This is a genomic window from Xanthobacter versatilis (genome assembly GCF_043193975.1).
Lineage (GTDB): Bacteria > Pseudomonadota > Alphaproteobacteria > Rhizobiales > Xanthobacteraceae > Xanthobacter > Xanthobacter autotrophicus_E.
The window spans coordinates 154,401-181,284 of the sequence record NZ_JBAFVB010000005.1 but is presented as its reverse complement, the minus strand read 5'-3'; the positions used below and the strand labels follow the sequence as shown (position 1 = coordinate 181,284).

Below are 26,884 nucleotides of genomic sequence, written 5' to 3'. Positions count from 1 at the left end.
GCATCCGGCGGGGGAAACCCCGCCGGATGTGCCCGCCGGCTTTCCACGTCGACGCGCTTTCGTCACGCGAACCGGTTTCCACTTCGCTCGAAAGCGCTTTGGCGAAGGTTAACGTTTCCTAAACCCCGTTTCCCCGAGGATCTGGGCCATGACCGCAAGGGCCGCCCTGCTCCTGTCGCTTGCGCTCGCCGGCCTGTTGCCGGCGGCGACGGCGGCGCTTGGGCAGGCGGGCGCGGCCCCCGCCGTGGTGCCGCTGCCGCCGGTCCCGCCCTCGCGCTCCGGCCTGGATACCGATGCGCTGAAATCCGACCTGCGCGGCACCGAGGAGGCGCAGAAGCGGCTGCGCGCGGAGCTGGATGCGGCCAAGGGGGATCGCGGCCGGCTCAACCAGATGCTGGTGGAGACCGCCACCCGCACCCGCGCCGTCGAGCAGCAGCTCATCGACGTGGAGGGGCGGATCGGCATGCTCGACGGCTCCGCCACCGACCTTAACGCCTCCCTCGCCAAGCGCCGCGGCGTGCTGGCCCAGGTGCTGGCGGCGCTCATGCGCATGGGCCGCGAGCCACCGCCGGCCCTGTTGATGCGCCCGGACGATGCGCTGGACGCGGTGCGCTCGGCCATTCTCCTCGGCGCGCTGCTGCCGGAACTCAGGGTGGAGGCGGAGACGCTGGCGGCCGACCTCTCGGAGTTGTCCCGGGTGCGTGGCGAGCTGACGGCTGCCCGCGACAGCCTCACCCGCCTGAAGGCCGAGCTGGATGACGACCGCAAGCGGCTCTCCCTTCTGGTGACGGAGCGTCAGCGTCGCCAGGCCGAGGAGCAGCCGGTACCCCCGGCCGAAAGAAGCCAGGCCGAGACGGTGGCCAAGGCCACCGGCGACGTGCACGATCTCGTGACGAGGCTGGAGACGGAAGTGGGGCCTTCCGCCCGCGCCGCCGACGCCGCGAAGGCCGTCACCCGCCCCGTCGAACCGGGCAAGCCGGACCTCACCGCCTTGCGCAATCCGGCACGGATTACCCCCGCCATCGCCTTCAGCCAGGCTAAGGGCTTGCTGCCGTTGCCGGTTGCTGGCGTGACGGTGAAGACCTTCGGCGCCCCCGACAGCGTGGGCGGGGCCGAAAAGGGCATGACCATCGCCACCCGTGCCGGTGCCCCCGTCACCGCCCCGGCCGACGGCTGGGTGGTCTATGCCGGGCCGTTCCGCAGCTACGGACAACTCTTGATCATAAACGCGGGCGGCGGCTACCATATCCTGATGGCAGGCATGGAACGGATCACCGTGGACCTCGGCCAGTTCGTCCTGGCGGGCGAGCCGGTGGGGGTGATGGGCGGCCTGTCGCGTACTGCGGGACCAGCGCGCAGCGCGGTGGTACCGGCCTCAAGCCAGGTTGCAGGTCAGGCAGCAGGTCAGGCCCCGAGCGTTGTTCCGGCAGGCGGATTACGTTTTGGCAATGAGGCTGGCGCAGCCTTGGGACAGCCCCAATTATATGTCGAGTTCCGAAAAGACGGGATCTCGATAGATCCTACCCCGTGGTGGGCCGCAACGGACAGTCAGAAGGTACGTGGATGATGCGTCGGACGTCTCTATTTCTTTTCGGCGTGGCGGCTGGCGCCCTTGTGGCCGTTGCAGCGGTTCAGCCGCGGGTGCTGGCGCCCTTCTTCCTGGGCACCGCCGCCGAGGCGGCGTCCTCGGACACCTACAAGCAGCTCAACCTGTTCGGCGATGTCTTTGAGCGCGTGCGCTCGGACTATGTCGAAAAGCCCGACGATGCCAAGCTGATCGAGGCCGCCATCAACGGCATGCTTCAGTCGCTTGACCCGCACTCCTCCTACATGGACGCGAAGAACCACCGCGACATGCAGGTGCAGACGCGCGGCGAATTCGGTGGCCTCGGCATCGAGGTCATCATGGAAGACGGCCTCGTGAAGGTGGTCACGCCCATGGAGGACACCCCGGCGAGCAAGGCCGGCATCCTCTCCGGCGACCTCATCGCCAAGCTCGACAACGACCAGGTCCAGGGGCTGACCCTGAACGAGGCCGTGGACAAGATGCGCGGCCCGGTGAACACGCCGATCACGCTGACCATCCTGCGCAAGGGCGTGGAGAAGCCCCTCGAGATCAAGCTGGTGCGCGACACCATCAAGATCCAGACGGTGCGCTCGCGGATCGAATCCGACGACATCGCCTATATCCGCCTCAACTCGTTCACCAACGAGCAGACCTACGAGGGTCTCAAGAAGGCCATCGACGACCTGACCGCCAAGATCGGGCCGGACAAGATCAAGGGCTACATCCTTGATCTGCGCAACAATCCCGGCGGCCTGCTGGACCAGGCGGTGGCGGTGTCCGACGCGTTCCTGGAGCGCGGCGAGATCGTCTCCACCCGCGGCCGCAACGCTGAGGAAACACAGCGCTTCAACGCCCGTGGCGGCGACCTCACCAAGGGCCGTCCGGTGATCGTGATGGTCAATGGCGGCTCGGCCTCGGCCTCGGAGATCGTGGCCGGCGCCCTGCAGGACCACAAGCGCGCCACCGTCCTCGGCTCGCGGACCTTCGGCAAGGCCTCGGTGCAGACCATCATCCCGCTCGGCCAGCAGGGCGCGCTGCGCCTGACCACGGCGCGCTACTACACGCCGTCGGGCCGCTCCATCCAGGCCAAGGGCATCGAGCCGGACATCGTCCTGGTTCAGGACCTGCCGGACGAGATGAAGCAGAAGCTCGGCGCGTCCCTCGACACCACCCGCGGCGAAGCCTCGCTGAAGGGCCACCTGAAGAACGGCGACGACGAGCAGACCGGCTCGCCCTCCTATGTTCCGCCGGACCCCAAGGACGATACCCAGCTGAAGCTCGCCGTCGAGCTGATGAAGGGCACCGTCAAGAACGCCGCCTTCCCGGCGAGCCCCAACAAGGCGTCCCAGGCGAACTGAGGTTCACCTTCGGAGGTCTGCCCGGAATATGGGCGCCTGAAGTTTGTGCAAATGCCCCGTCCGAGACATCGGGCGGGGCTTTTCATTTTGCCCCGGCCGGCTCGATCGCGCCTCAATCGGCGGCCCCGTTACCGGTGCCGCTTGTGACGACCGCGTGACGGACCGCCTCCCGTGCGGCAGGCCCGCCGCTGGATAGCCTTGGCATAGGGCTTGCTCAGTCTCCGGCTGAAAGGCGCCGTTGCGCCGTGTCAGGGAGGCAGGCGCAACATGCGCTCAGATCGCAGGAATTTCCTTCGGGCGGCGTTCGCTGCCGGTGCGCTTCTCGGCGCGCTGGCGCCGGTGGCGCTGTCGACGGCCGCGCGGGCGGATACCCTCGACGACATCATGAAGGCTGGCGTGATCCGCATCGCCGTGCCGCAGGATTTCCCGCCCTTCGGGTCGGTGGGCGTGGACCTCAAGCCGCTGGGCTATGACATCGACGTGGCCAACCTCATCGCCGCCAAGCTGGGCGTGAAGGCGGAGCTGGTGCCGGTGACCAGCGCCAACCGCATCCCCTATCTCCAGACCAAGAAGGTGGACCTCGTCATCTCCAGCCTCGGCAAGAATCCCGAGCGCGAGAAGGTGATGGATTTCTCCGTGGCCTATGCCCCGTTCTTCAACGGCATCTTCGGCCCCGCCGACGTGAAGGTGGAGAAGGTGGAGGACATCGCCGGCATGACGGTGGGTGTCACCCGCGGCTCGGTGGAGGACCTGGAACTGACCAAGGTCGCCCCGCCCACCGCCGACATCAAGCGCTACGAGGACAACAATTCCACCATCTCGGCCTTCCTCTCCGGCCAGGTGAAGGTGGTGGCCACGGGCAATGTGGTGGCGGCGGCGATCCTTGCCCGCAACCCGCCGAAGAAGCCGCAGGTGAAGGTGCTGATCAAGAATTCTCCCTGCTACGTGGGCCTCAACAAGGACGAGCCCAAGCTGCTGGAGAAGGTCAACGCCATCATCACCGCCGCCAAGGCGGACGGCTCGCTGGAGAAGATCTCCCAGAAATGGCTCGGCGCGCCGCTTCCCGCGGACCTGTGAGGGCCTGAGTCGTCGCGCGCCGCTTTTGGCCGGCGCGCGACAGCCCGCTCCGCTTTCGCTGCGGTGGGTCGTGAGGACGGGGCCGCCCCTCCTCGGCCCTTGCTCTGCGGCGAGAGGGAGCCGGGTTCCAGGCGCCGGCCCCGGTTCCGGAAGGCGGGTTCCGGCGTGTTGAGTGCCGCCATAGGGGGAAAGGGCACAGATGGCCTACAGCTTCGATTTCTCCTCCCTCGGCGCCTATGCGCCGGTGATCGCCAAGGGCGTCGCCGTCACGCTGGAGCTGATCGCCGTGGGCGGCGTGCTGGGGGTCACCCTCGGCATCGCCTGCGCCTGGGCCAAGACCCAGGGCCCGCGCTGGCTGCGGCCGCTGGTGGAAGCCTATGTGGAGCTGATCCGCAACACGCCGTTCCTGATCCAGCTGTTCTTCATCTTCTTCGGCCTGCCGGCCATCGGGGTCGGGCTCACCGAGATGCAGGCGGCCATCCTCGCCATGGTGATCAACCTCGGCGCCTACGCCTGCGAGATCATCCGCGCCGGCATCGAGGCGACCCCCAAGGGCCAGTTCGAGGCCGGGGCCTCGCTGGCCATGAGCCGGGTGCAGACCTTCCGCCACGTGGTGCTGGTGCCGGCGCTGCAGAAGATCTGGCCGGCTTTGTCCTCGCAGATCGTCATCGTCATGTTCGGCTCGGCGGTGTGCTCGCAGATCTCGGTGGAGGAGCTGACCTTCGCCGCCAACTTCATCCAGTCCCGCACGTTCCGGGCGTTCGAGGCCTACATCGTCGCGACCGTGCTCTACCTCGCCCTCGCCGTGCTGGTGCGGCAGGTCATGCGGGGCATCGGCGCCCTGGTGTTCCCCCGCAGGAGTGTCGCGCGATGACGGCGTTTTCCACCTGGGACATCGTCTCCAACCTGCTGCTGGCCGCCCGCTGGACCGTGCTGCTCTCCCTGCTCGCCTTCGTCGGCGGCGGCGTGGTGGGGCTGGTCGTGCTTTATGCCCGAATCGCCCGCAAGGCGTGGCTGCGCCGCGCCGCTGGCCTCTATATCGAGCTGTTCCAGGGCACGCCGCTGCTGATGCAGCTGTTCCTGATCTTCTTCGGCCTGCCGCTGCTTGGCCTCGACGTGTCGCCCTGGGCGGCGGCGTTCGTGTCGCTGACCCTGTGGAGCTCGGCCTTCCTCGCCGAGATCTGGCGCGGCTGCGTCGAATCGATTCCCAAGGGGCAGTGGGAGGCCTCGTCCTCGCTGGCCATGAGCTTCGTGGAACAGCTGCGCTACGTGATCCTGCCCCAGTCCATGCGCATCGCGGTGCCGCCCACGGTGGGCTTCTCGGTGCAGGTGGTGAAGGGAACGGCGCTGACCTCCATCATCGGCTTCGTGGAGCTGTCCAAGGCCGCCACCATCATCACCAACGCCACGTTCGAGCCGTTCACGGTCTACGGCTTTGCGGCGCTGATCTATTTCGCCCTGTGCTGGCCCCTGTCGAAGTCGAGCCAGATCCTGGAGAGGAAGCTGAATGTCGCTCATCACAATCACTGAGGTGCGCAAGAGCTTCGGCCAGAACGAGGTGCTGAAGGGCATCAACCTCGACATCGAGCCGGGCGAGGTCATCGCCATCATCGGCAAGTCGGGGTCGGGCAAGTCCACCCTGCTGCGCTGCGTCAACGGGCTGGAGACCATCGACCAGGGCTCCATCGTGGTGGCCGGCGCCCAGCTGGCGCCGGACGAAGTGCACCTGCGGGCGCTCAGGCTCAAGGTCGGGATGATCTTCCAGGGCTTCAACCTGTTCCCCCACCTCACGGCGGGGCGCAACGTGATGCTCTCGCCCATGGTGGTGAAGAAGGTTTCCGCCAAGGAGGCGGAGGCGGAAGCGCGGGTGCGCCTGGAACAGGTGGGCCTCGGCCACAAGTTCGACGCCTATCCCGACCAGCTCTCCGGCGGCCAGCAGCAGCGCGTCGCCATCGCCCGGGCGTTGGCCATGAAGCCGCTGGCCCTACTATGTGATGAGATCACCTCGGCCCTCGACCCGGAACTGGTCAACGAGGTGCTCGCCGTGGTGAAGGCTCTCGCCGAGGAGGGCATGACGCTCCTCATGGTGACTCACGAAATGCGCTTCGCCCGCGAGGTGTGCGACCGCGTGGTGTTCATGCACCAGGGCCGGGTGCACGAGATCGGTCCGCCCGAAGACGTGTTCACGCACCCCCAGACGCCCGAGCTGAAGCAGTTTCTTGGTGTGGCATAAGGCGCCGGGCGGCGGCGCGGGCGGTATCCTGGCATCGCGGTGCGGCAATGCGGCCTAGGCGCCATCGTTCGGTCATGTTGCCGCCCACTTCTGCCTGTGTTAGGCACACCGGGATTTCGGGAGGCGGGTTTAGCCCTCTCGCGGGGTCGCACTAGATTATTCCCAACAGATCAAGGGCTTGGGCAATGGCTGCGCAAGGCGCGCGGCATGGGCTGCAAGTTCGAGAGAGGTGCGGGGTGGCGGATACGATCGTGTCAGGCATGGCGGGGCGCTACGCGACCGCGCTGTTCGAACTGGCGACAGAGGCCGGCGCCGTCGATTCCGTGAAGGCGGATCTCGATCGCTTGTCGGCCCTTATTGCGGAGAGCGCGGATCTGGCGCGGCTGGTCAAAAGCCCGGTCTTTTCGGCCGAGGAGCAGCTGAAGGCCATTTCGGCGGTACTTGATCAGGCGGGCATTTCCGGTCTCGCCGGGAATTTCGTGAGGCGGGTGGCGCAGAACCGTCGCCTGTTCGCGTTGCCCCGCATGGTTGCCGACTATGCGTCCCTCGTCGCCGCCATGCGCGGTGAGACGACGGCGCAGGTCACGGTGCCGGCGCCCTTGAGCGATGCGCACTTCTTCGCGCTCAAGGAAGCGTTGGCCCAGCAGACCGGCAAGGACGTGATTCTCGACGTCACCGTCGATCCGTCCATCCTCGGTGGTCTCATCGTGAAGCTCGGCTCCCGCATGGTCGATGCCTCTCTCAAGACCAAACTCAATTCTATCCGGCATGCGATGAAAGAGGTCCGCTGATGGACATTCGAGCCGCTGAAATCACCGCCATCCTCAAGGAGCAGATCCAGAACTTCGGCCAGGAGGCCGAGGTTTCCGAGGTGGGTCAGGTTCTCTCCGTCGGTGACGGCATTGCCCGCGTCTACGGCCTCGACAATGTCCAGGCCGGCGAGATGGTCGAGTTCGAGAACGGCACGCGCGGCATGGCGCTGAACCTCGAAATCGACAACGTCGGCATCGTGATCTTCGGCTCGGACCGCGAGATCAAGGAAGGCCAGACCGTCAAGCGCACCCGCGCCATCGTGGACGCTCCGGTGGGCAAGGGTCTGCTCGGCCGCGTCGTGGACGCCCTCGGCAATCCGATCGATGGCAAGGGCCCGATCGTATATACCGAGCGCCGCCGCGTCGACGTGAAGGCGCCGGGCATCATCCCGCGCAAGTCGGTGCATGAGCCCATGCAGACCGGCCTCAAGGCCATCGACGCGCTGATCCCCATCGGCCGCGGCCAGCGCGAGCTGATCATCGGCGACCGCCAGACCGGCAAGACCGCCGTGGCGCTCGACTCGATCCTCAACCAGAAGCCCATCAACCAGGGCACGGACGAGAAGGCCAAGCTCTACTGCGTGTACGTCGCGGTGGGCCAGAAGCGTTCCACCGTCGCGCAGTTCGTGAAGGTGCTGGAAGAGCAGGGCGCGCTGGAATACTCCATCGTGGTCGCCGCTACCGCCTCGGACGCGGCCCCCATGCAGTTCCTGGCGCCGTTCACCGGCACCGCCATGGGCGAGTATTTCCGTGACAACGGCATGCACGCCCTGATCATCCATGACGACCTGTCCAAGCAGGCCGTGGCCTATCGCCAGATGTCGCTGCTGCTGCGCCGCCCGCCGGGTCGCGAGGCCTATCCCGGCGACGTGTTCTACCTGCACTCCCGCCTGCTGGAGCGCGCCGCGAAGCTGAACGATTCGCTGGGCGCAGGCTCCCTCACCGCGCTGCCGGTGATCGAGACCCAGGCCAACGACGTGTCGGCCTACATCCCGACCAACGTGATCTCCATCACCGACGGTCAGATCTTCCTTGAGTCCGACCTGTTCTACCAGGGCATCCGCCCGGCGGTGAACGTCGGCCTGTCGGTGTCGCGCGTGGGCTCCTCGGCCCAGATCAAGGCGATGAAGCAGGTGGCGGGCAAGATCAAGGGCGAGCTCGCCCAGTATCGTGAGCTTGCCGCCTTCGCCCAGTTCGGCTCGGACCTCGACGCTTCGACGCAGAAGCTGCTCAACCGCGGCGCCCGCCTCACCGAGCTGCTGAAGCAGAGCCAGTTCTCGCCCCTCAAGGTCGAGGAGCAGGTGGCGGTGATCTTCGCCGGCACCAACGGCTACCTCGACCCGCTGCCGGTCTCCAAGGTGCGTGAGTTCGAGCAGGGTCTCCTGCTTGCCCTGCGCTCCCAGCATCCGGAGATCCTGGAAGCCATCCGCTCGTCCAAGGAGATTTCCAAGGACACCACGGAGAAGCTGACGAAGGCCCTCGACGCCTTCGCCAAGAGCTTTGCCTGAGCGGCGCCTGTTCCTCGAACCTGACGGACGGGCACCATGGCGAGCCTGAAAGACCTAAGGAACCGCATCGCCTCGGTGAAGGCGACGCAGAAGATCACCAAGGCGATGCAGATGGTCGCCGCGGCGAAGCTGCGTCGCGCCCAGATGGCGGCGGAAGCGGCCCGTCCCTATGCCGAGCGCATGGATACGGTGCTGGGCAACCTTGCCGCCGGCATCGTCGGCGCCGGTCAGGCGCCGGTGCTGATCGCCGGCACGGGGCAGTCGCAGAAGCACCTGCTTCTGGTCTGCACCGGCGAGCGCGGCCTGTGCGGCGCCTTCAACACCTCCATCGTGCGCCTGGCGCGCGAGAAGGCGCAGCAGCTGATCGGCGAAGGCAAGGACGTGACGTTCTTCTGCGTCGGCCGCAAGGGCTATGACCAGCTGCGCCGGACCTATCCCGACCGCATCATCGAGCTGGTGGACCTGCGCAGCGTGCGCACCCTCAGCTTCAAGAATGCCTCGGACATCGCGTCGAAGATCCTCACCCTGCTCGACCAGGGCGCCTTCGACGTGTGCACGCTCTTCTATTCCAACTTCAAGAGCGTGATCTCGCAGATCCCCACCGCCCAGCAGATCATCCCCGCCGTGTTCGAGGCGCAGGACGAGGGCGAGGGCGGCCCGGTCTATGAATACGAGCCGGCCGAGGAGGACATCCTCGCCGACCTGCTGCCGCGCAACATCGCCGTGCAGATCTTCCGCGCGCTGCTTGAGAACCAGGCGTCGTTCTATGGCTCGCAGATGAGCGCCATGGACAACGCCACCCGCAATGCGGGCGACATGATCAAGAAGCAGACGCTCATCTACAACCGCACCCGCCAGGCCATGATCACGAAGGAACTCATCGAGATCATCTCCGGCGCCGAGGCCCTCTGAGGCCCGGGACCAAGGCTCGGTCGGAAATAGGACACGAGGACGACGAAAATGGCGAACAAGGTCGGACGCATCACCCAGGTCATCGGCGCCGTCGTGGACGTGCAGTTCGACGGCCATCTGCCGGAAATCCTCAACGCGCTGGAGACCACCAACCAGGGCAACCGGCTGGTGCTCGAAGTGGCGCAGCACCTCGGTGAGAGCACCGTGCGCTGTATCGCCATGGACGCTACCGAAGGTCTGGTGCGTGGCCTCGAGGTCACCGATACCGGCGCGCCGATCCAGGTGCCGGTGGGTGCCGGCACCCTCGGCCGCATCATGAACGTCATCGGCGAGCCGGTGGACGAGCTCGGCCCGATCGAGGCGGAAGCCACCCGCGGCATCCACCAGCCGGCCCCCTCCTATGCGGAGCAGGCCACGGAAGCCGAGATCCTCGTCACCGGCATCAAGGTGGTGGACCTCCTCGCCCCCTACGCCAAGGGCGGCAAGGTGGGCCTGTTCGGCGGCGCCGGCGTGGGCAAGACCGTGCTCATCATGGAGCTGATCAACAACGTGGCGAAGGCGCACGGCGGCTATTCCGTGTTCGCCGGCGTGGGTGAGCGCACCCGCGAGGGCAACGACCTCTACCACGAGATGATCGAGTCCAACGTGAACAAGGACCCGCACGAGAACGGTGGCTCCGCCGCCGGTTCCAAGTGCGCCCTGGTGTACGGCCAGATGAACGAGCCTCCGGGCGCCCGCGCCCGCGTGGCGCTGACCGGCCTCACCGTCGCCGAGCACTTCCGCGACCAGGGCCAGGACGTGCTTTTCTTCGTGGACAACATCTTCCGCTTCACCCAGGCCGGCTCGGAAGTGTCGGCTCTGCTCGGCCGCATTCCCTCGGCGGTGGGCTACCAGCCGACGCTCGCCACCGACATGGGCGCGCTCCAGGAGCGCATCACCACCACCACCAAGGGCTCGATCACCTCGGTGCAGGCCATCTACGTGCCGGCCGACGACCTGACCGACCCGGCGCCCGCCGCCTCCTTCGCCCATCTGGACGCCACCACCGTGCTGTCGCGCTCCATCGCGGAAAAGGGCATCTACCCGGCGGTGGATCCGCTGGACTCCACCTCGCGCATGCTCTCCCCCGCCATCCTCGGCGACGAGCACTACAACACCGCGCGTCAGGTCCAGCAGACCCTGCAGCGCTACAAGGCTCTCCAGGACATCATCGCCATCCTGGGCATGGACGAGCTCAGCGAAGAGGACAAGATCACGGTCGCCCGCGCCCGCAAGATCGAGCGCTTCCTCTCGCAGCCCTTCCACGTGGCGGAAGTGTTCACCGGCTCCCCGGGCAAGCTCGTGGACCTGAAGGACACCATCGCCGGCTTCAAGGGCCTGGTGGAAGGCAAGTACGACTACCTGCCCGAGCAGGCCTTCTACATGGTCGGTTCCATGGAAGAAGCCATCGAGAAGGGCAAGAAGCTCGCGGCCGAGGCGGCCTGAGCGACTGCAAGGCAAAGGCGTTCCGGTCATCCCTCCAAGGTGATCGGAATGCGTGATTTTCCTGCTCCGCTTTGAGGCGAATTTGCCGCGCAGGGTGTTGTACCCAAGTGGGAAGTTCGGATCAGGGGGTGAGGAAATGATGAATGTGAAGGTCCTGGGCCTTGTGCTCGGACTGGTGGCTGGCGGCATCACCGGCTGGCTGACCCGGCCGCAGGTCGCCGAGATCCGGCTGCCGGGCATCAATATTGAGCTGCAGGGTGAGAGCCCGCGCGGCGGATTGACCTCGGAGCAAAGCCGGCACATCGGCCTTGCTGCCGTGGTGGGTGCCATCATCGGGCTCGGCGTCGGCTTTGTGGCCGACCGCCGGCGCTGATGCCGCGGAGGCGGTTGCGGCCGGGCTGATCAGGCCTGTCCGGTGAAGCTGCCTTCCTTCATGGAGTAAGGGCGTCCATCCGGTGGATGGCGTCCGGAGGAGCACCCGATGTTGGGGCGCCTCCCGTTCGGGACGACCCGGAGACGAGAATTATGGCGACCTTACCCTTTGAGCTGGTCTCGCCCGAGCGGCTCGTGTTTTCCGGCGCCGTGACCGAGGTGATCGTGCCCGGTGCGGAAGGCGAATTCGGCGTGATGGCTGGCCATGCGCCCTTCATCGGCATGCTGAAGCCCGGCATCCTCACCATCAAGGGTGACGGGGCGCCGCGCTCCTATTTCGTGCGCGGTGGCTTTGCCGAGGTGAACCCGGCTGGCCTCACCATCCTCGCCGAAGAGGCGAAGCCGCTGGACGAGCTGGATCTGGGTGCGCTCCAGCAGCAGATCCAGGACGCCAAGGAAGACGTGGCCGACGCCACCACCGACGAGAGCCGCCAGCGCGCGGCGCGCCAGCTCGCCGATCTTGAGCAGGTCTATACGGCGCTCGAGAACGGCCGCACCGGCGGGCACTGAGGCGCGACGGAGCGTTTCGCTTCTGGCCTGTGTGGGCGGGTCCGGTCCGGCCGGTTGGTTCAATCCGGGTGAACCGGACAGCGCCTTGGAGAGATGGATTGTTCGAACGGCGGCCGCGAGGCCGCCGTTTGCGTTTCGGCTGCCGCTGTCAGTCTATTTATATAGATAATCGACCAAAAAACTTATAATAACGATGGTACGCTTCTTGCGGTTGAGAATCGATCCAACCTGGAGAGAAGCCATGCTGAACGCCCCGCCCCATGGGCCGCTTCCCGTCGCGGCATCGTCGCTCCTGGCTGGCGCCACTCCTGCGCAGGCGCTTCTGCTCACAGAGAACGCCGCCCTTACCAATGGCCCGCCGCTGCTGTTCCAGCGCCTCACCGCGAAGGAGCGCGAGGAGGTGCTGCGCGAGGGCCAGAAGCGCGTGGTCTATCGCGGCAAGATGCTGTTCTCCCAGGGCACGCCCCACGATGGGATCTTCCTGATCGAGAGTGGCCGCATCCGCGTCTTCTACATCGCGCCCTCGGGCCGCGAGATCACCCTGGCCTATTGGAACTCCGGCAATTTCGTCGGCGGACCTGAGCTGTTCGGGCAGGGACAGCATGTGTGGTCGGGGGTTGCGGCCACCAATTCGGTGGTGGTGCATCTGAACGGCAAGACGCTGCGCCGGCTCATCGCCCAGATGCCGGCCTTCGCCATCGGCCTCATCGAGGGGCTCACGTTCAAGGGGAAATGCTACTCCGCCCTTGCCCAGATGCTGGGCACCCGATCGGTCACCGAGCGCCTCGCCCACCTGCTCCTGCACCTCGCGGATTCCTATGGGGTGCGGGAGGACGGCGGCATCGTCGTCGGCACGGCGTTTACCCACGCCGACCTCGCCCACATGGTCGGGGCGACGCGGCAATGGGTCACCATCAGCCTCAAGCGCCTACAGGAACAGGGCGTTCTGAAAGCCGAGAAGGCCAAGATCGTGATCCATGACCTCGACGCGCTCCATGTGATGCGGGGCGACCGCTGAGGCCCGTTGGGGGGCAAGAGGGGGTGCGCCGGTAAGGCAGGCACCGTGTGATCAAGAAAGAGGCGGGTCTCGAAAGGAGGCAACTAATCGACACCCCCTCCGCATCTTCCTTTGAACGAATGGAAGCTGGCGCCCGAAGATCACCGTCAAGAGCCGTCTTTGCCCCGAGAGGTGGATCCGATGACCCAGTTTCGCGCCAAGTCTTTCCGCTCCAGCCTGCTTCGCACCGTGGCCGCCGTCCTCACGGCAAGCTGCGCCTTTGCGGCGCTTCCCGCCCGCGCCCAGACCGCTATCAGCTTCGGCATCGGCACCCAGGACACCACCACCAACACGGTGACCACCGGCGTCGTCATCAAGGAGCTGAAGCTGCTGGAGAAGTACCTGCCCAAGGACGGCAAGTACGCCAACGTTGCCTACACCATCGACTGGCAGAACTTCACCTCCGGCCCGCCGGTCACGAACGGCATGATGGCGGACAAGCTCCAGTTCGGCGCCATGGGCGATTATCCGCTGGTGGTGAACGGCTATACCTTCCAGTCCAATCCCCAGTCCAAGTCGCAGCTCATCGGCATCGCCGCCTATAATCTCGACGGCTCCGGCAACGGCGTGGTGGTGCACAAGGACTCGCCCTATTTCGAACTATCCGACCTGAAGGGGAAGGTGCTGAGCGTGCCGTTCGGCTCGGCGGCCCACGGCATGATCCTCAAGGCCATGCAGGACAAGGGCTGGCCCGCCGACTATTTCAAGCTGGTGAGCCAGTCGCCGGAGGTTGGCTCCACCAACCTCCAGGAAAAGAAGATCGACGCCCACGCCGATTTCGTGCCCTTTGCCGAGCTGCTGCCGTTCCGCGGCTTCGCCCGCAAGATCTTCGACGGGGTGGAGACCAACGCCCCCACCTGGCACGGCATGGTGGTGCGTACCGATTTCGCGCAGAAGTATCCGGAAGTCGTCGTGGCCTATCTGAAGGCCGTGATCGAGGCCAATGAATGGGTCCGCAAGGATCCGCAGGGCGCGGCCGAGAAGATCGCCAAGTGGACCGGTATCGACAAGGAAGTGGTCTACATCTTCCTCGGCCCGGGCGGCATCATGACCCTGGATCCCACCCTCAAGCCCCAGCTCGTGGCCGACGCGGCGGAGGATGCCGCCGTGCTGCAGAAGCTCGGCCGCATGAAGGAATTCGACACCAAGGCCTGGGTCAACGACACCTATATGCGCCAGGCTTTCAAGGAAATGGGCCTCGATTACGAGGCGCAGCTCAAAAGCCTCGCCAACTACGAGGTGAGCGGCGACGACAGCTTCTGCAAGGTGAAGATCACCGAGCCGCGCAAGGCCGGCGAGATCTGGATCGAGGGCGAGGGCGTCAAGCCCTATTCCAGCGCCGCCTGCACGCTGGGCGCTCTGGCCGAGCTGACCGCCCAGGGCAAGAAGGCCAACATGACCTATCTGTTCGATACCGCCCGCGGCATCAAGCTGTTCGCCACCGATGCGTTCTTCGCGGTGAGCGCGAAGGACGGCAAGAGGGAGATCCTGCCCTTCATGCTGAAGGCCGACGCGGAAGCGGCGGCGGCCAAGGCGGGCGGCAAGGTGATGAGCTTCGGCGATGCGCTGAAGGCCGCCACCGCGGGGCGCGGGTGAACGCCATGAAGAGCGCCGCGGCGAAATCCCCCATGAAGATGCAGGCCCCCCTGCATATCGCCGGCGCAGCGGAGGGGGCGCTTGCGCGTCCCGCCGCCGGATCCATCCTGCTGCGGCCCGAGCGACCGGCCGTTGGGGTCGTGGTGCCGCCAGACCGTTCGCTGCCCGGCCTCGCCCGGCGCTGGCTCAGACTGAACATGCAGGTGATCCGGGCGACGCTGCTCGGGGCGCTGGCCATCGGCCTGTTCATCCTCGCCTGGCACGTGGTCACCGTGAACCGCATGGACCTCTATGTGCGGTTCCTGAACGTGCCCTCGCCGGAACAGGTGCTGGAGAGCGCGCGCACCGCCTTCTCCACCGGCACCTTCTTCGACCATATCGTCATTTCATGCCGTCGGATCTTCCTCGGCTTCGCCCTCGCGGCGCTGGTGGCGGTGCCGATGGGACTGCTGATGGGGCGCTATGCGCTCATCAAGGAATTCGTGTTCCCGGTCTGCGAGGTGTTGCGGCCCATCCCGGCCATTGCCTGGGTGCCCATGTCCATCATGCTGTGGCCCACCAACGAGCAGAGCATCGTCTTCATCACCTTCCTCGGCGCGTTCTTCCCCATCCTGCTCAACACGCTGCACGGCATGGCCAATGTGGACGAGGTGCTGGTGCGCGCCGCGCGCTGCCTCGGGGCGAGTGAGCGCGCCACCTTCCTCGAGGTCTATTTTCCGGCGGTGCTGCCGCAGATCTTCACCGGCCTCACGGTGGGTATGGGGGTGGCCTGGGTGTCGCTGATCGCGGCGGAGATGATCTCCGGCCAGTTCGGCATCGGCTACTTCACGTGGGAGGCCTATTCCCTGGTGCAGTATCCTGACATCGCGCTGGGCATGATCACCATCGGCGTGCTGGGGCTCGCGTCGTCCTTCCTCATCCGGCTGGTCGGGCGGGCGGTGACGCCCTGGTCCCGGGCAAAATGAACCCCGCGAGGCGCGCCATGGCCATTCCCGCAACCGCCCCCACGAACACCGGCCTCATCGAGGTCACCGGCTTCGAGCTGGCCTACGACACCATCGACGGCGCGGTGATCGCGGTGAGCGACGCCGACCTGGTGGTGAACCCGGGCGAGTTCGTCTCCATCATCGGCCCTTCAGGCTGCGGCAAGTCCACTCTGCTCAATGCGGTGGCGGGCTTCCTGAAGCCCACCGCCGGCCGCGTCACCGTGGACGGGGAGGCGGTGAAGGGCCCCTCCGCCGACCGTGGCATGGTGTTCCAGCAATATTCCCTGTTCCCGTGGAAGACGGTGCGGGAAAACGTGGAATTCGGCCTCAAGATGCGCGGCATGGGCCGCTCCGAGCGGGCGGTGGCCGCGCGCACCCTGCTGGGGCTGGCCGGCTTGTCGGCCTTCGAGAACCACTATCCCGACCGGCTGTCCGGCGGCATGAAGCAGCGCGTGGGCATCGTGCGGGCGCTTGCCACGGGGCCGAAGGTGCTGCTGCTGGACGAGCCGTTCGGCGCGCTCGACGCCCAGACCCGGGTCATCATGCAGCAGATCCTCACCAACCTCTGGCAGCGCCTCGGCATCTCGGTGCTGTTCGTGACCCACGACATCGACGAGGCGATTTTCCTTTCCGACCGCATCTATGTGATGACCGCGCGCCCCGGCTGCATCAAGGCCGAGGTGACTGTGCCCCTGCCGCGCCCGCGCGATGCGGCGTTGCAGCTTTCGCCCGAATTCATCCGGCTGCGGGCCGACCTCGGCGCGCTGATCCGCGAGGAGAGCCTGAAGGCCATGGGCGGCGAGCTGAACGAGGACGCCCTGAAGGGCCTCGCCGTGAACCTCAACGGCTCGAACCTCGCCCAGGTGGTGTGAGGGGCACGCCGCGGCTCCCGCCAGCCTCCGCCTTGTCCGGGGTCCCCTCTTCACCGGGGATGACGGCGTTTTGTTGCGGAGAGGCATCGGGGAGCTGGCTCTTGCCGTCGTCCTCGATCACATGAGCATAAAAGACTGCAATTAATTGACCCTCCAAGGCCTTAGCGCTCAGTCTTGTGGCGCCGTAAGGCTAGTCTTGTTGCAGACTTAACAGGACCTGCCCCATGGCCTATGTCGTCACTGACAATTGCATCCGCTGCAAATTCATGGATTGCGTCGCCGTCTGCCCGGTGGATTGCTTCTACGAAGGCGAGAACATGCTCGTCATCAATCCGGACGAGTGCATCGACTGCGGCGTCTGCGAGCCCGAATGCCCCGCCGCCGCCATCGCGGCCGATACGGCGCCGGAGGCCGGGCCGTGGATCGCGCTGAATGCGCAGTATGCGGCCCTGTGGCCCAACATCGCCGAGAAGAAGGAGCCGCCGGCGGACGCCGCCCAGTGGATGGACGTGGCCGACAAGTTCGAGAGCGCGTTTTCCCCCGCGCCGGGTCAGGCGGACGGCTCCTCCGCGTCCGGCGCGGCGTGAGGAGGGGCGCATGAGCAATCTCAACACCGAGACCGTCCTCGAGGTTCGTCACTGGACCGATCGCCTGTTCTCCTTCACCGCCACCCGCGATCCGGCGTTCCGCTTCAAGAGCGGCCAGTTCACCATGATCGGCCTGCCGGTGGACGAAAAGCCGCTGCTGCGCGCCTATTCGCTCGCCTGCGCGCCCCATGAGGACCAGCTGGAATTCTTCTCCATCAAGGTGCCGGACGGTCCGCTCACCTCGCGCCTGCAGATGCTGCAGCCGGGCGATCCCATCCTGGTCGGGCGCCGGCCGACGGGCACGCTGCTGCTGGACAATCTGAAGCCCGGCAAGCGGCTCTATCTGCTGGCCACCGGCACCGGGCTGGCGCCGTTCGTCTCCATCGCCAAGGACCCGGAGGCCTATGAGCGCTTCGAGCACATCATCCTTGTGCACGGCTGCCGCGAGGTGGCGGAACTGGCCTATGGCGAGGACGTGGTGGCGGCGCTGAAGAGCCACGATTTCCTCGGCGAATATGCCTCAACCCAGTTGCTCCATTATCCCACGGTGACGCGCGAGCCGTTCCGCAACCGCGGCCGCGTCACCGACCTGATGGAGAGCGGCCAGTTGTTCGCCGACCTCGGCCTGCCCGATCTCGACCCCGCCCATGACCGGGTGATGCTGTGCGGCTCGCCGCAGATGATCGCCGACACCCGCGACCTCTTGGAGCGCCGTGCCTTCATGGAAGGGGCGGGGCACCGGCCCGAGACCTTCGTGGTGGAAAAGGCCTTCGCCGAGCGGTGAGGGCGTGGGGGGCATGGCGCGGCCTTGCCCCTTCCGACCAGATGTCAAAATAATCATGAAAATCGATCAATTGTAGAAATATAACTCGTTTGATCGATGTGTCATGCGGCGCGATCCTCGCCGCGTTCGAGGAACCCCGCCATGACCGACAAGTTGTTGTCCGAGCCCGCCATTCCCCCCACCACACAGCCGCTGCCCGCCGCGCCCGGCTTCCTGACGCGCGCGTTCGGCGGCATCCTGCCGGGTCTGGCGCTGACGGTGCTGATTGCTGCGGCGGCCTATGGGCTGCGGCAGATCCCCGGCATGGGGCTGGTAAGCCCGCTGGTGCTGGCCATCGTCATCGGCATGGGCCTGCACAACATCTTCGGCACGCCGGCCATCGCCAGGCCGGGGGTGAAGTTCGCGCTGCGACGCATCCTGCGCTTCGCCATCGTACTGCTGGGCCTGCAGCTCACCTTCGCGCAGGTGCGCTCGGTCGGCTTCGTGGGCTTCTCCATTGTGGCCGGGACGCTGTTCGCCACCTTCTTCGCCACCCGCTGGCTGGGCCGGCTGATGGGGGTGGACAGGCAATTGTCGGAGCTGATCGCGGCGGGAACCGCCATCTGCGGCGCCTCGGCGGTGATCGCCACCAATACGGTGACGCGCGGCTCGGATGAGGACGTGGCCTATGCGGTGGCCTGCGTCACCGTGTTCGGCTCGCTCTCCATGCTGATCATGCCGGCGCTTTTGCCCTACACCGGCCTCGACGCCCACGCCTTCGGCCTTTGGACCGGCTCGTCCATCCACGAGGTGGCGCAGGTGGTGGCCGCCGCCTTCCAGGGCGGCCAGCAGGCCGGCGAGTTCGGCACGGTGGCCAAGCTCTCGCGGGTGATGCTGCTGGCGCCCCTCGTCATCGGCCTCGGCGCTGCCGCCATCTGGCGGGCGCGCGGCGACAAGGAGGCCGGCCATGCCAGCCCGCCCATGCCGTGGTTCGTGTTCGGCTTCATCGGCATGGTGATGCTGAATTCCACCGGGGTGGTGCCGGCGGAGGTGAAGGCCAACATCGCCGTCGCCACCACCTTCCTGCTGGCGGTGGCCCTGGGGGCCATGGGGCTGGAGACCGACATCGCCAAGCTGCGCCTCAAGGGGGTGAAACCCCTGATGCTCGGCGCCGCCGCCTGGCTGTTCATCTCGGTGCTGAGCCTTATCCTGATCAAGACGCTCATGTGAGCCAGCGCGGCGTTTGAGCGAAGCCCTCTCGGCCCGGTCGCAGACCGGGCCGTTGGCATGAGATAGCCCGCGCGGCGCCTGAGCGTGCCCTCTCGGCCCGGTCGCAGACCGGGCCGTTGGCATATGATAGCCCGCGCGGCGCCTGAGCGAACCAGCTCGCGCGGCGATCGAGCGAAGCAAGGTGGCGCGTCCATGACGCTGGAGCAGTTGAAGGTCTTCGTCGCCGTGGCCCGCGCCCTGCACATGACGCGCGCGGCCGAGGCCCTCCACATGACCCAGTCTGCGGTGAGCGCCTCGGTGGCGGCGCTGGAGGCGTCCTGCGGGGTCGCCCTGTTCCACCGGGTGGGGCGGCGGATCGAACTGACCGAGGCCGGACACGCCTTCGTGCCCGAAGCCGAGGCCGTGCTCGCCCGCGCTGCCGCCGCCGAGACCGTGCTCGCGGATCTCTCGGGCCTCAGGCGCGGGCGGCTGGCCCTTGAGGCCAGCCAGACCATCGCCAATTACTGGCTCGGGCCGGTGCTCAACCGCTTCCACACGCTTTATCCCGACATCGCCCTGTCGGTGGTCATCGGCAACACCACGCAGGTGACGGCGGCGGTGCGGGAGGGCAACGCCGACCTCGGCTTCGTGGAGGGCGAGGTGGAAGAGCCCCTGCTCGCCCGCACCGCTGTGCCCGGCGACCGGCTGGTGCTGGTGGCGGCGGCGGGCAGCCCCTTCGCCAAACGGCGCGCCATCGCCCCGGCCGATCTGTTCGAGATGCCGTTCGTGCTGCGCGAGCCGGGCTCGGGCACGCGGCAGGTGTTCGAGGACGCCCTGAAGGCCTCCGGGCTCGACCCCGCCGGGCTCAGGGTGGTACTGGAGCTGCCCTCCAACGAGGCGGTGGTGAGCGCGGTGGCGGCAGGGGCGGGCGCGACGGTGATCTCGGATCTCGTGGCGGCGGCGGGCCTTGCCACCGGCACCCTGCGCCAGCTGCCCCTGACCTTTCCGGCCCGCCGCTTTTACGTGCTGCGCCACGCCGATCGCTATCATTCGCGGGCGGCGCAGGCGCTGATGGCGCTGATCCGCGAGCCGGCGGAAGGCGCGACGATTCCCGCAACCGGAGCCGCTGCGGCGCCCGTCAGCCGCCCGCGGTCTCGAGCTCGGCGCTGACGGCGAGCCATTCTTCTTCCACCTGGGCCAGCTTTTCCACCGCATCGGCACGGGCCTTGGCGAAGCGGGCGGCGTCCAGCGGCTTCTTGGCGTGGAGGTCCGGCGCGGCGAGCTTCACGTCGATGCCGGCGATCTCCTTCTCCAGCTTCTCCACAGCGGCTTCCAGCTCGCGGATGCGCTTCTTCAGCGGGCCGGTGGCGACGCGGCGCTTGCCCTCGGCCGGGGCGCCGTCCTTCTTCAGCTCGGCCTTGTCCTTGCGGCCGGCATCGGTCATGCGGTCGCCGTCGGACTTGGAGAGCACCTCGCGCTTGTACTGGTCGAGGTCGCCGTCATAGGCCTTCACCGTGCCGCCGGAGACCCGCCACAGCTGCTCGGCGCAGGCTTCTAGCAGATGCCGGTCGTGGGACACGAGGATGACGGCGCCGGGATAGTCGTTGATGGCCTCGATGAGGGCGGCGCGGGCCTCGATGTCCAGATGGTTGGTGGGCTCGTCGAGGATCAAGAGGTGCGGCCCGTGGAAGGTGGCAAGGCCCAGCAGCAGCCGCGCCTTCTCGCCGCCGGAGAGGGACGACACCTTGGTGTCGGCGGCACCGCCGGAAAAGCCCATCTCCGCCGCGCGGGCGCGCACCCGCGCCTCGGGCGCGTCGGGCATGAGCTTCCTTACATGCTGGGCCGGGCTGTCGCCGGGGATCAACTCGTCGATCTGGTGCTGGGCGAGATAGGCCACTTCCAGCTTGTCGGCGCGCACCACGCTGCCGCTTTCGGCCTCCAGCCGGCCGGCGATGAGCTTGGCGAAGGTGGACTTGCCGTTGCCGTTGGGACCGAGCAGGGCGATGCGGTCGTCCTCGTCGATGCGCAGATCAAGATTGCGCAGGATCGGCTTGCCCGGCACGTAGCCCACCGACACGTGGTTCATCACCAGGATGGGCGGGGACAAGAGCCGCTCCGGGTGGCGGATGGAGATGGCGGCGGCCTCCTCGCTCACCTGGGCGGCCAGAGGCTCCATGCGGGCGAGGGCCTTGAGGCGCGACTGGGCCTGCTTGGCCTTGGTGGCCTTGGCGCGGAAGCGGGCCACGAAGGATTCCATGTGGGCGCGCTGCATCTCCTGCTTCTTGCGCGCCTTCTGGTCCAGCAGCAGCCGCTCGCGGCGCTGGCGGTCGAAGCCGGTGAAGCCGCCCTTGTAGAGGGTCAGCTTCTTGCCGGTGAGGTGGAGGATGTGGTCCACGCTCTCGTCGAGCAGGTCGCGGTCATGGGAGATGAGGATCACCGTGCGCGGATAATGCGCCAGGTAATCCTGCAGCCACAGGGTGCCTTCGAGGTCGAGATAGTTGGTGGGCTCGTCCAGCAGCAGCAGGTCCGGCTCGGTGAACAGCAGGGCGGCGAGGGCCACGCGCATGCGCCAGCCGCCGGAGAATTCCGAGCAGGGACGCTGCTGCGCGCTCTCGTCGAAGCCGAGGCCGGCAAGGATGGTGGCCGCCCGCGCCGGCGCCGAATGGGCGTCGATGTCGAGGAGCCGCATCTCGATCTCGCCCATGCGCATGGGGTCACGGGTGGTCTCGCGCTCGTGCAGCAATTGGGCGCGCTCGGTGTCGGCGGCGAGCACGCGCTCCAGCAGGCTGTCGGGGCCGGCGGGCGCCTCCTGCGCCACGCGGCCGATGCGGGTGCGGTTGGGCAGGCGCACCGCGCCGCTCTCCAGCTCAAGCTCGCCGACGATGGCCTTGAACAGGGTGGTCTTGCCCGAGCCGTTGCGCCCCACCACGCCCACCCGCGCATTCTCCGGAATGGCGACAGAGGCATGGTCGATGAGCAGGCGCCCGGCGAGGCGCAGGGAAATATCGTCGAGAACGATCATGGTCGCGCCTTTTCGCAGGCGCGGGCAGCGGGGGCAAGGGGCGGGATGGTGGGGGGCGCCCTCACCGGCCTTTCCCTCATGCCAGCTCGGCCACTGCGTCGGTCAGGCGCTCCAGGTCCTCCGGGCGGGACAGGCGGTGGTCGCCGTCCTTGATGAGGGAGAACACCACGTCGTCCTCGGCAAGGCAGCTCACGAGCCGCATGGCGTGCGCCCACGGCACGTCCTCATCCTGCGCGCCCTGCAGGATGCGCACCGGGCAGCCCACCGCGAACGGCGCGCCGAGCAGCAGGTGGCGGCGCCCGTCCTCGATGAGGGCGCGGGTGATGACATAGGGGCCGTCGCCATAGGCCGAGGGCCGCTCGAAACGGCCCGTGGTCTCGATCTGCGCCCACACCTCGGGGGAAAAGCGCGCCCGCATCAGGTCTTCGGTGAAGTCCGCCGCCGGGGCCACCAGCACCAGCCCCTTCAGGCGCGTCTCCCCCCGTTTGGCCAAAAGCCGCGCCAGCAGCAGCGCGATCCAGCCGCCCATGGACGAGCCGATCACCACCTGATCGCCTTGCGTCTTCCGGTCGAACACCGCCACCGCCTCTTCCAGCCAGCGGGAGATGGTGCCCTCCTCGAACGCGCCGCCAGAGATGCCGTGGCCGGAATAGTCAAAGCGCACGTTGGCGCGGCCATGCCCGGCGGCCCAGCGGGCGAGGTGTTCGGCCTTGGTGCCGGTCATGTCCGACTTGAAGCCGCCCAGCCAGAACAGGCCTGGCGCCGCGCCGGCCACGCTGCGCACGGCAATGTCGCGGCCGTCCACGTCGAGGCGGGAGAAGTCTTCGTCGAGTGTCGTTTCACTGGGCGTCATGCGAACTCACGCGAAGGTTGAGAAATAGCGGGCGATGATGCGGCCGTAGATGGCGGTGAGAGCCTCGATGTCCTTGACCGGCGTCGCCTCGTCCACCTTGTGCATGGTGCGGCCCACGAGGCCGAATTCCACCACCGGGCAGATGTCCTTGATGAAGCGCGCATCCGAGGTGCCGCCCGAGGTGGAGGGCTCGGGCCGGCGCCGGGTCACCTCTTCCACCGCGCTGGCGACCAGCTCGGTGAAGGGGCCGGGGGCAGTGAGGAAGCTCTGGCTCGCCCCGTTCTGGAATGCGAGGTCGTAGGTGAGGCCGGCGCCGTCGAGGCGGCGGATGATCTCGGACTTCAGGCTCTCCAGCGAGAACAGGTCGTTGAAGCGCACGTTGAAGCGGGCGGTGGCCTGCGCGGGGATCAGGTTGAACACCGGATTGCCCACGTCCACCGAGACGACCTCCAGGTTGGAGGGCGGGAAGAAATCCGAGCCGTGGTCGAGGGGGGCGGCGGTCAGCTCGCCGATGAGCTTCAGGAGGCGCGGGATGGGATTGTCGGCAAGGTGCGGATAGGCCACGTGCCCCTGCACGCCCTTCACGGTGAGGATGCCGGAGAGGCTGCCGCGCCGGCCGACCTTGAAGGCATCGCCCAGGGCATCGGGGTTGGTGGGCTCGCCCAGCACGCAATGGTCGATGGTCTCGCCCCTGGCCTTCAGCCACTCCACCACCTGCACCGTGCCGTCCAGCGCCGGGCCTTCCTCGTCGCCGGTGATGAGGAAGGAGAGGCTGCCGCGCTGCGGCCGGCCGAAGGCGAGCGCGGCGGCGAGGAAGGCGGCCACCGCCCCCTTCATGTCCACCGCCCCACGCCCATGGAGCACACCGTCCTCAACCGTGCCGGCGAAGGGGGCGTGGTGCCATTGGGTGGCATCTCCCTCGGGTACCACGTCCACATGCCCGGCGAAGCACAGGTTCGGGCTGTCGGTGCCGATACGGGCGTAGAGATTGGGGATGGGCACGCCGCCGGTCTCGAATGTCAGGCGCTCCACGCGGTACCCAGCGGCCTCCAGCCTTTTCGCCACCAGCTCCAGCGCATCGTCCGCGTGCGGCGTCACCGAAGGCGCGCGGATCAGCTCGGCGGCCAGCGCCACCGGATCGGGGGTGGCCGGGGAGGCGGCAATCGGGGCGGCAATGGGGGCGGCAATGGGGTCGGAAGGTGCAGCCTGGGGCTTGACGGGAGCGGCGCCGGTCATCACGAGAGTCTCTCTGCCTCCGGTTGCGGCCGAAGGATGCGAAAAGGCGAAAATCGGGACGATCTTTATACCGGTTTTCGCGATTTCGAAGCCCCGCCGCGCCGCCTTTCTCTCCCATCCGCCACGAACATGCCGCCTTCGGGCGACAGGAACGCCGCCGCGGAGGTCCGATATGCATGTAACGAAGCCCGCGGCCGTTCTGGTCGCGCTCTTCCTGTCGATGGTTGTGGCGAGCGTTCCCCTGGCCCAGGCCGGGGCGCAGACGGCGCAGGGGCAGGCCGCCCCGCACCAGAGCGTGCCCGCCGCGGGCGCGCCGGCTGGGCCTGCGCCCGTCGCCGGGGCCCCTGCTGCCGGAGCCCCTGCTGCTGCTCCGCCTGCCGCCGCCGCTCCGGAAGCGGCGAAGCCGGTGGTGGTGCCGCCCGACCCCATGATCACCGCCGCCCGCGAGAAGCTGGAAGCGGCACGGGCCACCCTCGACGCCCTCGACGCGACGCTTGCGCTGGAGGGGCTGCGCCCCAACGACCTCGACGACGTGCGCCAGCGGCTCGACCCCGCCCGCCGCGACCTTGCGACGGTGAGCGACCAGATCGCCCCCCGCGTCGCCGACACGGAGAGCCGGCTGAGCGGCCTCGGCGCCAAGCCCGCCGAGGGCGCCACCGAGGACCCGGCGGTGACCGCCGACCGCGAGCGCCTGCAGAAGATCAGCTCCGACCTTGGCGGCGTCCTGAAGCAGAACCGCGCCCTGTTGCTGCGCGCCGACCAGATCTCCGACCGCATCAGTTCCCGCCGCCGGGCGCTGTTCACCGGCCAGCTGTTCGAGCGCTCGGACTCCATCCTCGATCCCGATCTCTGGGGCAACGCGTTGTCCTCGGTGTCGTCCGAGTGGCGGGCCGTCAAGTATTTCGTGAACGACTGGTCCTCGTTCGCGCAGCGCCGCCAGGGCTCCCTCGCCTTGCTCGGCATCGTGCTGGGCGGCTTCGGCATCGGCGCCGCTGTGGTGCTGGGCGGGCGATTGCTGCGCCGCCGGCTGCGCACGCCGCCGCCGGGGTCGGGCGAGAGCTTCACAAGGCTGCGCTCCGCCCGCGAGGCGCTGAAGGTGCTCGTCCTCAACGCCTGCGTGGCGCCCGCCGCCACCATGGCCGCCCTTGCCTTTCTGGGCGGGTTCGACGTGGTGCCGCCGCGCGCCGCGGACTTGCTGCACGGGCTGGTGGTGGCGGTCTTCATCAAGGCCATCGGCAATGCGGTGGCGCGCGCGCTGCTCGCTCCCGACGAGCCGTGGCGCCGCCTGCCGCCGCTCTCGGACGCCGCCGCAGCGCTCGCTTTCCGCTACTTCTCGTTCGCGGTGTGGACGCTGGCCATCGCCGCCTTCCTCAACGCCCTGCACAAGGTGCTGTTCGCCCCCGTGGGCCTGACGGTGCTGACCAGCGCGCTGCTTGCCCTGTTCATCGCCGGCTTCATCGCCCGCTTCCTGGTGGGTGTCGCGCGCTCGGAGGATGGCGGCATCGAGACCGAGGGCGAGGCCTCCCCGGCGGAGCAGGCGGCGTCCGGCAGCCGCCCGCAATGGCTGCGCCTTGTCATCTGGATGTCGGTGATCCTGCTCATCGGCGCCCTGGTGGGCGGCTATGTGAGCTTCGCCGCCTTCGTCGCCGCCCGCATGATCGTGGCCGCAGCGGTACTGGGCGGGCTCTACCTGCTCTACGCCCTCATCGATTCCTTCTTCGGCGAGGGGCTTTCGGCCGAGACGCCGCGCGCGCGGCATATGTCCAAGACCCTCGGCCTCCAGCCCACCAGCCTCGAGCTGATCGGGGTGGTGCTCTCCGGCCTGCTGAAGCTGCTGCTGTTCGTGGTGGCCGCCTTCCTCATCGCCGGCAGCTGGGGCACCTCCACCGCCGACGTGATGGACACGGTGGAGCGCGCCTCCTTCGGCGTGCGCATCGGCACCGCCACCATCACCCTGTGGAGCGTGTTCTACGCGGTGCTGCTGCTGCTGGTGAGCCTGGTGGCCGCCCGCGCCTTCCAGCGCTGGGTTTCCACCGCCCTGTTGCCGCGCTCGGGGCTGGAGCCGTCGCTGCAATCCTCCATCGCCACCATCGTAAGCTATGTGGGCACCATCATCGCCATCATGATCGCCATGAGCGAGGTGGGACTGAACCTGGAGAACATCGCGCTGGTGGCCGGCGCGCTCTCGGTGGGTATCGGCTTCGGCCTCCAGGCCATCGTGTCCAACTTCGTGTCGGGCCTGATCCTGCTCGCCGAGCGGCCCATAAGGGTGGGCGACACCATCAATGTGAAGGGCGAGGAGGGCTATGTGCGGCGCATCTCGGTGCGCTCCACCGAGATCGAGACCTTCGAGCGCGCCACGGTGATCGTGCCCAATTCCGACCTCATCACCGGCATGGTGAAGAACTGGACGCACTCCAACACCACCGGCCGCATCATCGTGGCGGTGAACGTGTCCTACGATTGCGATGCGGAGGAGGTGCGCGACATCCTCGTCGGCTGCGCCTGCGACCATCCGCAGGTGCTGCAGACGCCGCCGCCGCGGGTGTTCCTCACCAAGTTCGCCGATGCGGGCATGGCATTCGAGCTGCGCTGCGTGGTGGCCAATGTGGACTACGGCCTGACGGTGAAGAGCGACCTGCATTTCCAGGTGCTCGCGCGCTTCCGCAAGGCCGGCATCGGCATGGCGATCCAGCCCTGGGCCTCGCTGTCGCGCGCGCCCGCCGACATGGTGCCGCCGCCGCCGGCCCCGCCCGACCCGCTCCAGTGAGGGCGGCGAGGGGCTTCGGCTCCCCTCCGCTAACGCTTC

The 26,884-nt window shown here is 67.6% G+C and carries 24 protein-coding genes; 21 read left to right on the top strand and 3 right to left on the bottom strand.

Features of this window, described 5'->3' with window-relative positions; translation table 11 throughout:
• The first annotated feature begins 148 nt into the window (after positions 1-148).
• The 20 genes from V5F66_RS12185 (at position 149) to V5F66_RS12090 (ending at position 20,134) form a co-directional block, all read left to right on the top strand.
• The gene (locus V5F66_RS12185) at positions 149-1,567 is read left to right on the top strand and encodes a murein hydrolase activator EnvC family protein (protein ID WP_394093950.1); all 1,419 of its coding nucleotides are present in this window, start codon (positions 149-151) and stop codon (positions 1,565-1,567) included.
• The gene (locus V5F66_RS12180) at positions 1,564-2,925 is read left to right on the top strand and encodes a S41 family peptidase (RefSeq protein ID WP_012114096.1); all 1,362 of its coding nucleotides are present in this window, start codon (positions 1,564-1,566) and stop codon (positions 2,923-2,925) included. The genes V5F66_RS12185 and V5F66_RS12180 overlap by 4 nt, the downstream gene beginning before the upstream one ends.
• A 267-nt stretch (positions 2,926-3,192) precedes the next feature.
• Positions 3,193-4,002, top strand: coding sequence for a transporter substrate-binding domain-containing protein (locus V5F66_RS12175; RefSeq protein WP_012114097.1), 810 nt, complete (start codon positions 3,193-3,195; stop codon positions 4,000-4,002).
• A 199-nt stretch (positions 4,003-4,201) separates the two neighbouring features.
• The gene (locus V5F66_RS12170) at positions 4,202-4,876 is read left to right on the top strand and encodes an amino acid ABC transporter permease (RefSeq protein ID WP_012114098.1); all 675 of its coding nucleotides are present in this window, start codon (positions 4,202-4,204) and stop codon (positions 4,874-4,876) included.
• Positions 4,873-5,532: an amino acid ABC transporter permease gene (locus tag V5F66_RS12165; protein ID WP_012114099.1), complete on the top strand. Its 660-nt coding sequence runs from the start codon at positions 4,873-4,875 to the stop codon at positions 5,530-5,532. The genes V5F66_RS12170 and V5F66_RS12165 overlap by 4 nt, the downstream gene beginning before the upstream one ends.
• Complete coding sequence (locus V5F66_RS12160; protein ID WP_012114100.1) at positions 5,510-6,235, top strand: amino acid ABC transporter ATP-binding protein; 726 nt, start codon at positions 5,510-5,512, stop codon at positions 6,233-6,235. Before V5F66_RS12165 ends, V5F66_RS12160 begins: the two co-directional genes overlap by 23 nt.
• Positions 6,236-6,420: 185 nt before the next feature.
• On the top strand, positions 6,421-7,026 hold the full coding sequence (locus V5F66_RS12155) for a F0F1 ATP synthase subunit delta (RefSeq protein WP_394007126.1): 606 nt from the start codon (positions 6,421-6,423) through the stop codon (positions 7,024-7,026).
• A complete protein-coding gene (atpA, locus tag V5F66_RS12150; protein WP_012114103.1) occupies positions 7,026-8,555 on the top strand; it encodes a F0F1 ATP synthase subunit alpha in 1,530 nt (509 codons plus the stop codon). Before V5F66_RS12155 ends, atpA begins: the two co-directional genes overlap by 1 nt.
• Before the next feature lie 36 nt (positions 8,556-8,591).
• Positions 8,592-9,467 carry a F0F1 ATP synthase subunit gamma gene (locus V5F66_RS12145; protein WP_012114104.1) on the top strand — a complete coding sequence of 292 codons (876 nt, stop codon included), beginning with the start codon at positions 8,592-8,594 and terminating at the stop codon, positions 9,465-9,467.
• 48 nt (positions 9,468-9,515) lie between these two features.
• Positions 9,516-10,952 (top strand): F0F1 ATP synthase subunit beta, encoded by a 1,437-nt coding sequence (gene atpD, locus V5F66_RS12140; RefSeq protein WP_012114105.1) that lies wholly within the window; start codon positions 9,516-9,518, stop codon positions 10,950-10,952.
• Positions 10,953-11,004: 52 nt separating this feature from the next.
• A complete protein-coding gene (locus V5F66_RS12135) occupies positions 11,005-11,325 on the top strand; it encodes a hypothetical protein (RefSeq protein ID WP_394093949.1) in 321 nt (106 codons plus the stop codon).
• Positions 11,326-11,477: 152 nt separating this feature from the next.
• A complete protein-coding gene (locus V5F66_RS12130; protein ID WP_394093948.1) occupies positions 11,478-11,894 on the top strand; it encodes a F0F1 ATP synthase subunit epsilon in 417 nt (138 codons plus the stop codon).
• A 241-nt stretch (positions 11,895-12,135) separates the two neighbouring features.
• A complete protein-coding gene (locus V5F66_RS12125; RefSeq protein ID WP_394093947.1) occupies positions 12,136-12,912 on the top strand; it encodes a Crp/Fnr family transcriptional regulator in 777 nt (258 codons plus the stop codon).
• Positions 12,913-13,092: 180 nt separating this feature from the next.
• The gene (locus V5F66_RS12120; protein ID WP_394093946.1) at positions 13,093-14,547 is read left to right on the top strand and encodes an ABC transporter substrate-binding protein; all 1,455 of its coding nucleotides are present in this window, start codon (positions 13,093-13,095) and stop codon (positions 14,545-14,547) included.
• A 5-nt stretch (positions 14,548-14,552) separates the two neighbouring features.
• Positions 14,553-15,512, top strand: a complete 960-nt coding sequence (locus tag V5F66_RS12115) for an ABC transporter permease (protein WP_394093945.1) — start codon at positions 14,553-14,555, stop codon at positions 15,510-15,512.
• Positions 15,513-15,529: 17 nt separating this feature from the next.
• Complete coding sequence (locus tag V5F66_RS12110; protein ID WP_012114111.1) at positions 15,530-16,405, top strand: ABC transporter ATP-binding protein; 876 nt, start codon at positions 15,530-15,532, stop codon at positions 16,403-16,405.
• A 224-nt stretch (positions 16,406-16,629) separates the two neighbouring features.
• A complete protein-coding gene (gene fdxA, locus V5F66_RS12105; RefSeq protein ID WP_012114112.1) occupies positions 16,630-16,992 on the top strand; it encodes a ferredoxin FdxA in 363 nt (120 codons plus the stop codon).
• Positions 16,993-17,002: 10 nt separating this feature from the next.
• Complete coding sequence (locus tag V5F66_RS12100; RefSeq protein WP_394093944.1) at positions 17,003-17,776, top strand: ferredoxin--NADP reductase; 774 nt, start codon at positions 17,003-17,005, stop codon at positions 17,774-17,776.
• 141 nt (positions 17,777-17,917) lie between these two features.
• Entirely contained in the window at positions 17,918-18,985 is a 1,068-nt protein-coding gene (locus tag V5F66_RS12095) for a YeiH family protein (RefSeq protein WP_394052226.1), read from the top strand.
• Positions 18,986-19,177: 192 nt separating this feature from the next.
• On the top strand, positions 19,178-20,134 hold the full coding sequence (locus tag V5F66_RS12090; protein ID WP_394093943.1) for a LysR substrate-binding domain-containing protein: 957 nt from the start codon (positions 19,178-19,180) through the stop codon (positions 20,132-20,134).
• Here V5F66_RS12090 and V5F66_RS12085 read toward each other — a convergent pair.
• The 3 genes from V5F66_RS12085 to dapE all read right to left on the bottom strand — a co-directional run bounded on the left by V5F66_RS12085 (position 20,103) and on the right by dapE (position 24,075).
• A complete protein-coding gene (locus V5F66_RS12085) occupies positions 20,103-21,986 on the bottom strand; it encodes an ABC-F family ATP-binding cassette domain-containing protein (protein ID WP_012114116.1) in 1,884 nt (627 codons plus the stop codon). The two genes, V5F66_RS12090 and V5F66_RS12085, sit on opposite strands and share 32 nt — an antisense overlap.
• Before the next feature lie 76 nt (positions 21,987-22,062).
• Complete coding sequence (locus V5F66_RS12080) at positions 22,063-22,839, bottom strand: alpha/beta hydrolase (protein ID WP_394093942.1); 777 nt, start codon at positions 22,837-22,839, stop codon at positions 22,063-22,065.
• Between the two features lie 6 nt (positions 22,840-22,845).
• Positions 22,846-24,075, bottom strand: a complete 1,230-nt coding sequence (gene dapE, locus V5F66_RS12075) for a succinyl-diaminopimelate desuccinylase (protein WP_394093941.1) — start codon at positions 24,073-24,075, stop codon at positions 22,846-22,848.
• Positions 24,076-24,247: 172 nt separating this feature from the next.
• Between dapE and V5F66_RS12070 the strand changes: the two genes are divergently transcribed.
• The gene (locus V5F66_RS12070; protein ID WP_394093940.1) at positions 24,248-26,845 is read left to right on the top strand and encodes a DUF3772 domain-containing protein; all 2,598 of its coding nucleotides are present in this window, start codon (positions 24,248-24,250) and stop codon (positions 26,843-26,845) included.
• The last annotated feature ends 39 nt before the right edge of the window (positions 26,846-26,884 follow it).

What these genes read in the sequence shown, in the direction of transcription:
- V5F66_RS12070 (WP_394093940.1), top strand. Translation starts at nt 24,248, where the DNA reads ATGCATGTAACGAAGCCCGCGGCCGTTCTGGTCGCGCTCTTCCTGTCG.
- V5F66_RS12145 (WP_012114104.1), top strand. Translation starts at nt 8,592, where the DNA reads ATGGCGAGCCTGAAAGACCTAAGGAACCGCATCGCCTCGGTGAAGGCG.
- atpA (WP_012114103.1), top strand. Translation starts at nt 7,026, where the DNA reads ATGGACATTCGAGCCGCTGAAATCACCGCCATCCTCAAGGAGCAGATC.
- V5F66_RS12080 (WP_394093942.1), bottom strand. Translation starts at nt 22,839, where the DNA reads ATGACGCCCAGTGAAACGACACTCGACGAAGACTTCTCCCGCCTCGAC.
- V5F66_RS12130 (WP_394093948.1), top strand. Translation starts at nt 11,478, where the DNA reads ATGGCGACCTTACCCTTTGAGCTGGTCTCGCCCGAGCGGCTCGTGTTT.
- V5F66_RS12125 (WP_394093947.1), top strand. Translation starts at nt 12,136, where the DNA reads ATGCTGAACGCCCCGCCCCATGGGCCGCTTCCCGTCGCGGCATCGTCG.
- V5F66_RS12160 (WP_012114100.1), top strand. Translation starts at nt 5,510, where the DNA reads ATGTCGCTCATCACAATCACTGAGGTGCGCAAGAGCTTCGGCCAGAAC.
- V5F66_RS12165 (WP_012114099.1), top strand. Translation starts at nt 4,873, where the DNA reads ATGACGGCGTTTTCCACCTGGGACATCGTCTCCAACCTGCTGCTGGCC.
- V5F66_RS12170 (WP_012114098.1), top strand. Translation starts at nt 4,202, where the DNA reads ATGGCCTACAGCTTCGATTTCTCCTCCCTCGGCGCCTATGCGCCGGTG.
- atpD (WP_012114105.1), top strand. Translation starts at nt 9,516, where the DNA reads ATGGCGAACAAGGTCGGACGCATCACCCAGGTCATCGGCGCCGTCGTG.
- V5F66_RS12110 (WP_012114111.1), top strand. Translation starts at nt 15,530, where the DNA reads ATGGCCATTCCCGCAACCGCCCCCACGAACACCGGCCTCATCGAGGTC.
- fdxA (WP_012114112.1), top strand. Translation starts at nt 16,630, where the DNA reads ATGGCCTATGTCGTCACTGACAATTGCATCCGCTGCAAATTCATGGAT.
- V5F66_RS12095 (WP_394052226.1), top strand. Translation starts at nt 17,918, where the DNA reads ATGACCGACAAGTTGTTGTCCGAGCCCGCCATTCCCCCCACCACACAG.
- V5F66_RS12115 (WP_394093945.1), top strand. Translation starts at nt 14,553, where the DNA reads ATGAAGAGCGCCGCGGCGAAATCCCCCATGAAGATGCAGGCCCCCCTG.
- V5F66_RS12185 (WP_394093950.1), top strand. Translation starts at nt 149, where the DNA reads ATGACCGCAAGGGCCGCCCTGCTCCTGTCGCTTGCGCTCGCCGGCCTG.
- V5F66_RS12175 (WP_012114097.1), top strand. Translation starts at nt 3,193, where the DNA reads ATGCGCTCAGATCGCAGGAATTTCCTTCGGGCGGCGTTCGCTGCCGGT.
- V5F66_RS12100 (WP_394093944.1), top strand. Translation starts at nt 17,003, where the DNA reads ATGAGCAATCTCAACACCGAGACCGTCCTCGAGGTTCGTCACTGGACC.
- V5F66_RS12180 (WP_012114096.1), top strand. Translation starts at nt 1,564, where the DNA reads ATGATGCGTCGGACGTCTCTATTTCTTTTCGGCGTGGCGGCTGGCGCC.
- V5F66_RS12090 (WP_394093943.1), top strand. Translation starts at nt 19,178, where the DNA reads ATGACGCTGGAGCAGTTGAAGGTCTTCGTCGCCGTGGCCCGCGCCCTG.
- V5F66_RS12120 (WP_394093946.1), top strand. Translation starts at nt 13,093, where the DNA reads ATGACCCAGTTTCGCGCCAAGTCTTTCCGCTCCAGCCTGCTTCGCACC.
- V5F66_RS12155 (WP_394007126.1), top strand. Translation starts at nt 6,421, where the DNA reads ATGGCTGCGCAAGGCGCGCGGCATGGGCTGCAAGTTCGAGAGAGGTGC.
- dapE (WP_394093941.1), bottom strand. Translation starts at nt 24,075, where the DNA reads ATGACCGGCGCCGCTCCCGTCAAGCCCCAGGCTGCACCTTCCGACCCC.
- V5F66_RS12085 (WP_012114116.1), bottom strand. Translation starts at nt 21,986, where the DNA reads ATGATCGTTCTCGACGATATTTCCCTGCGCCTCGCCGGGCGCCTGCTC.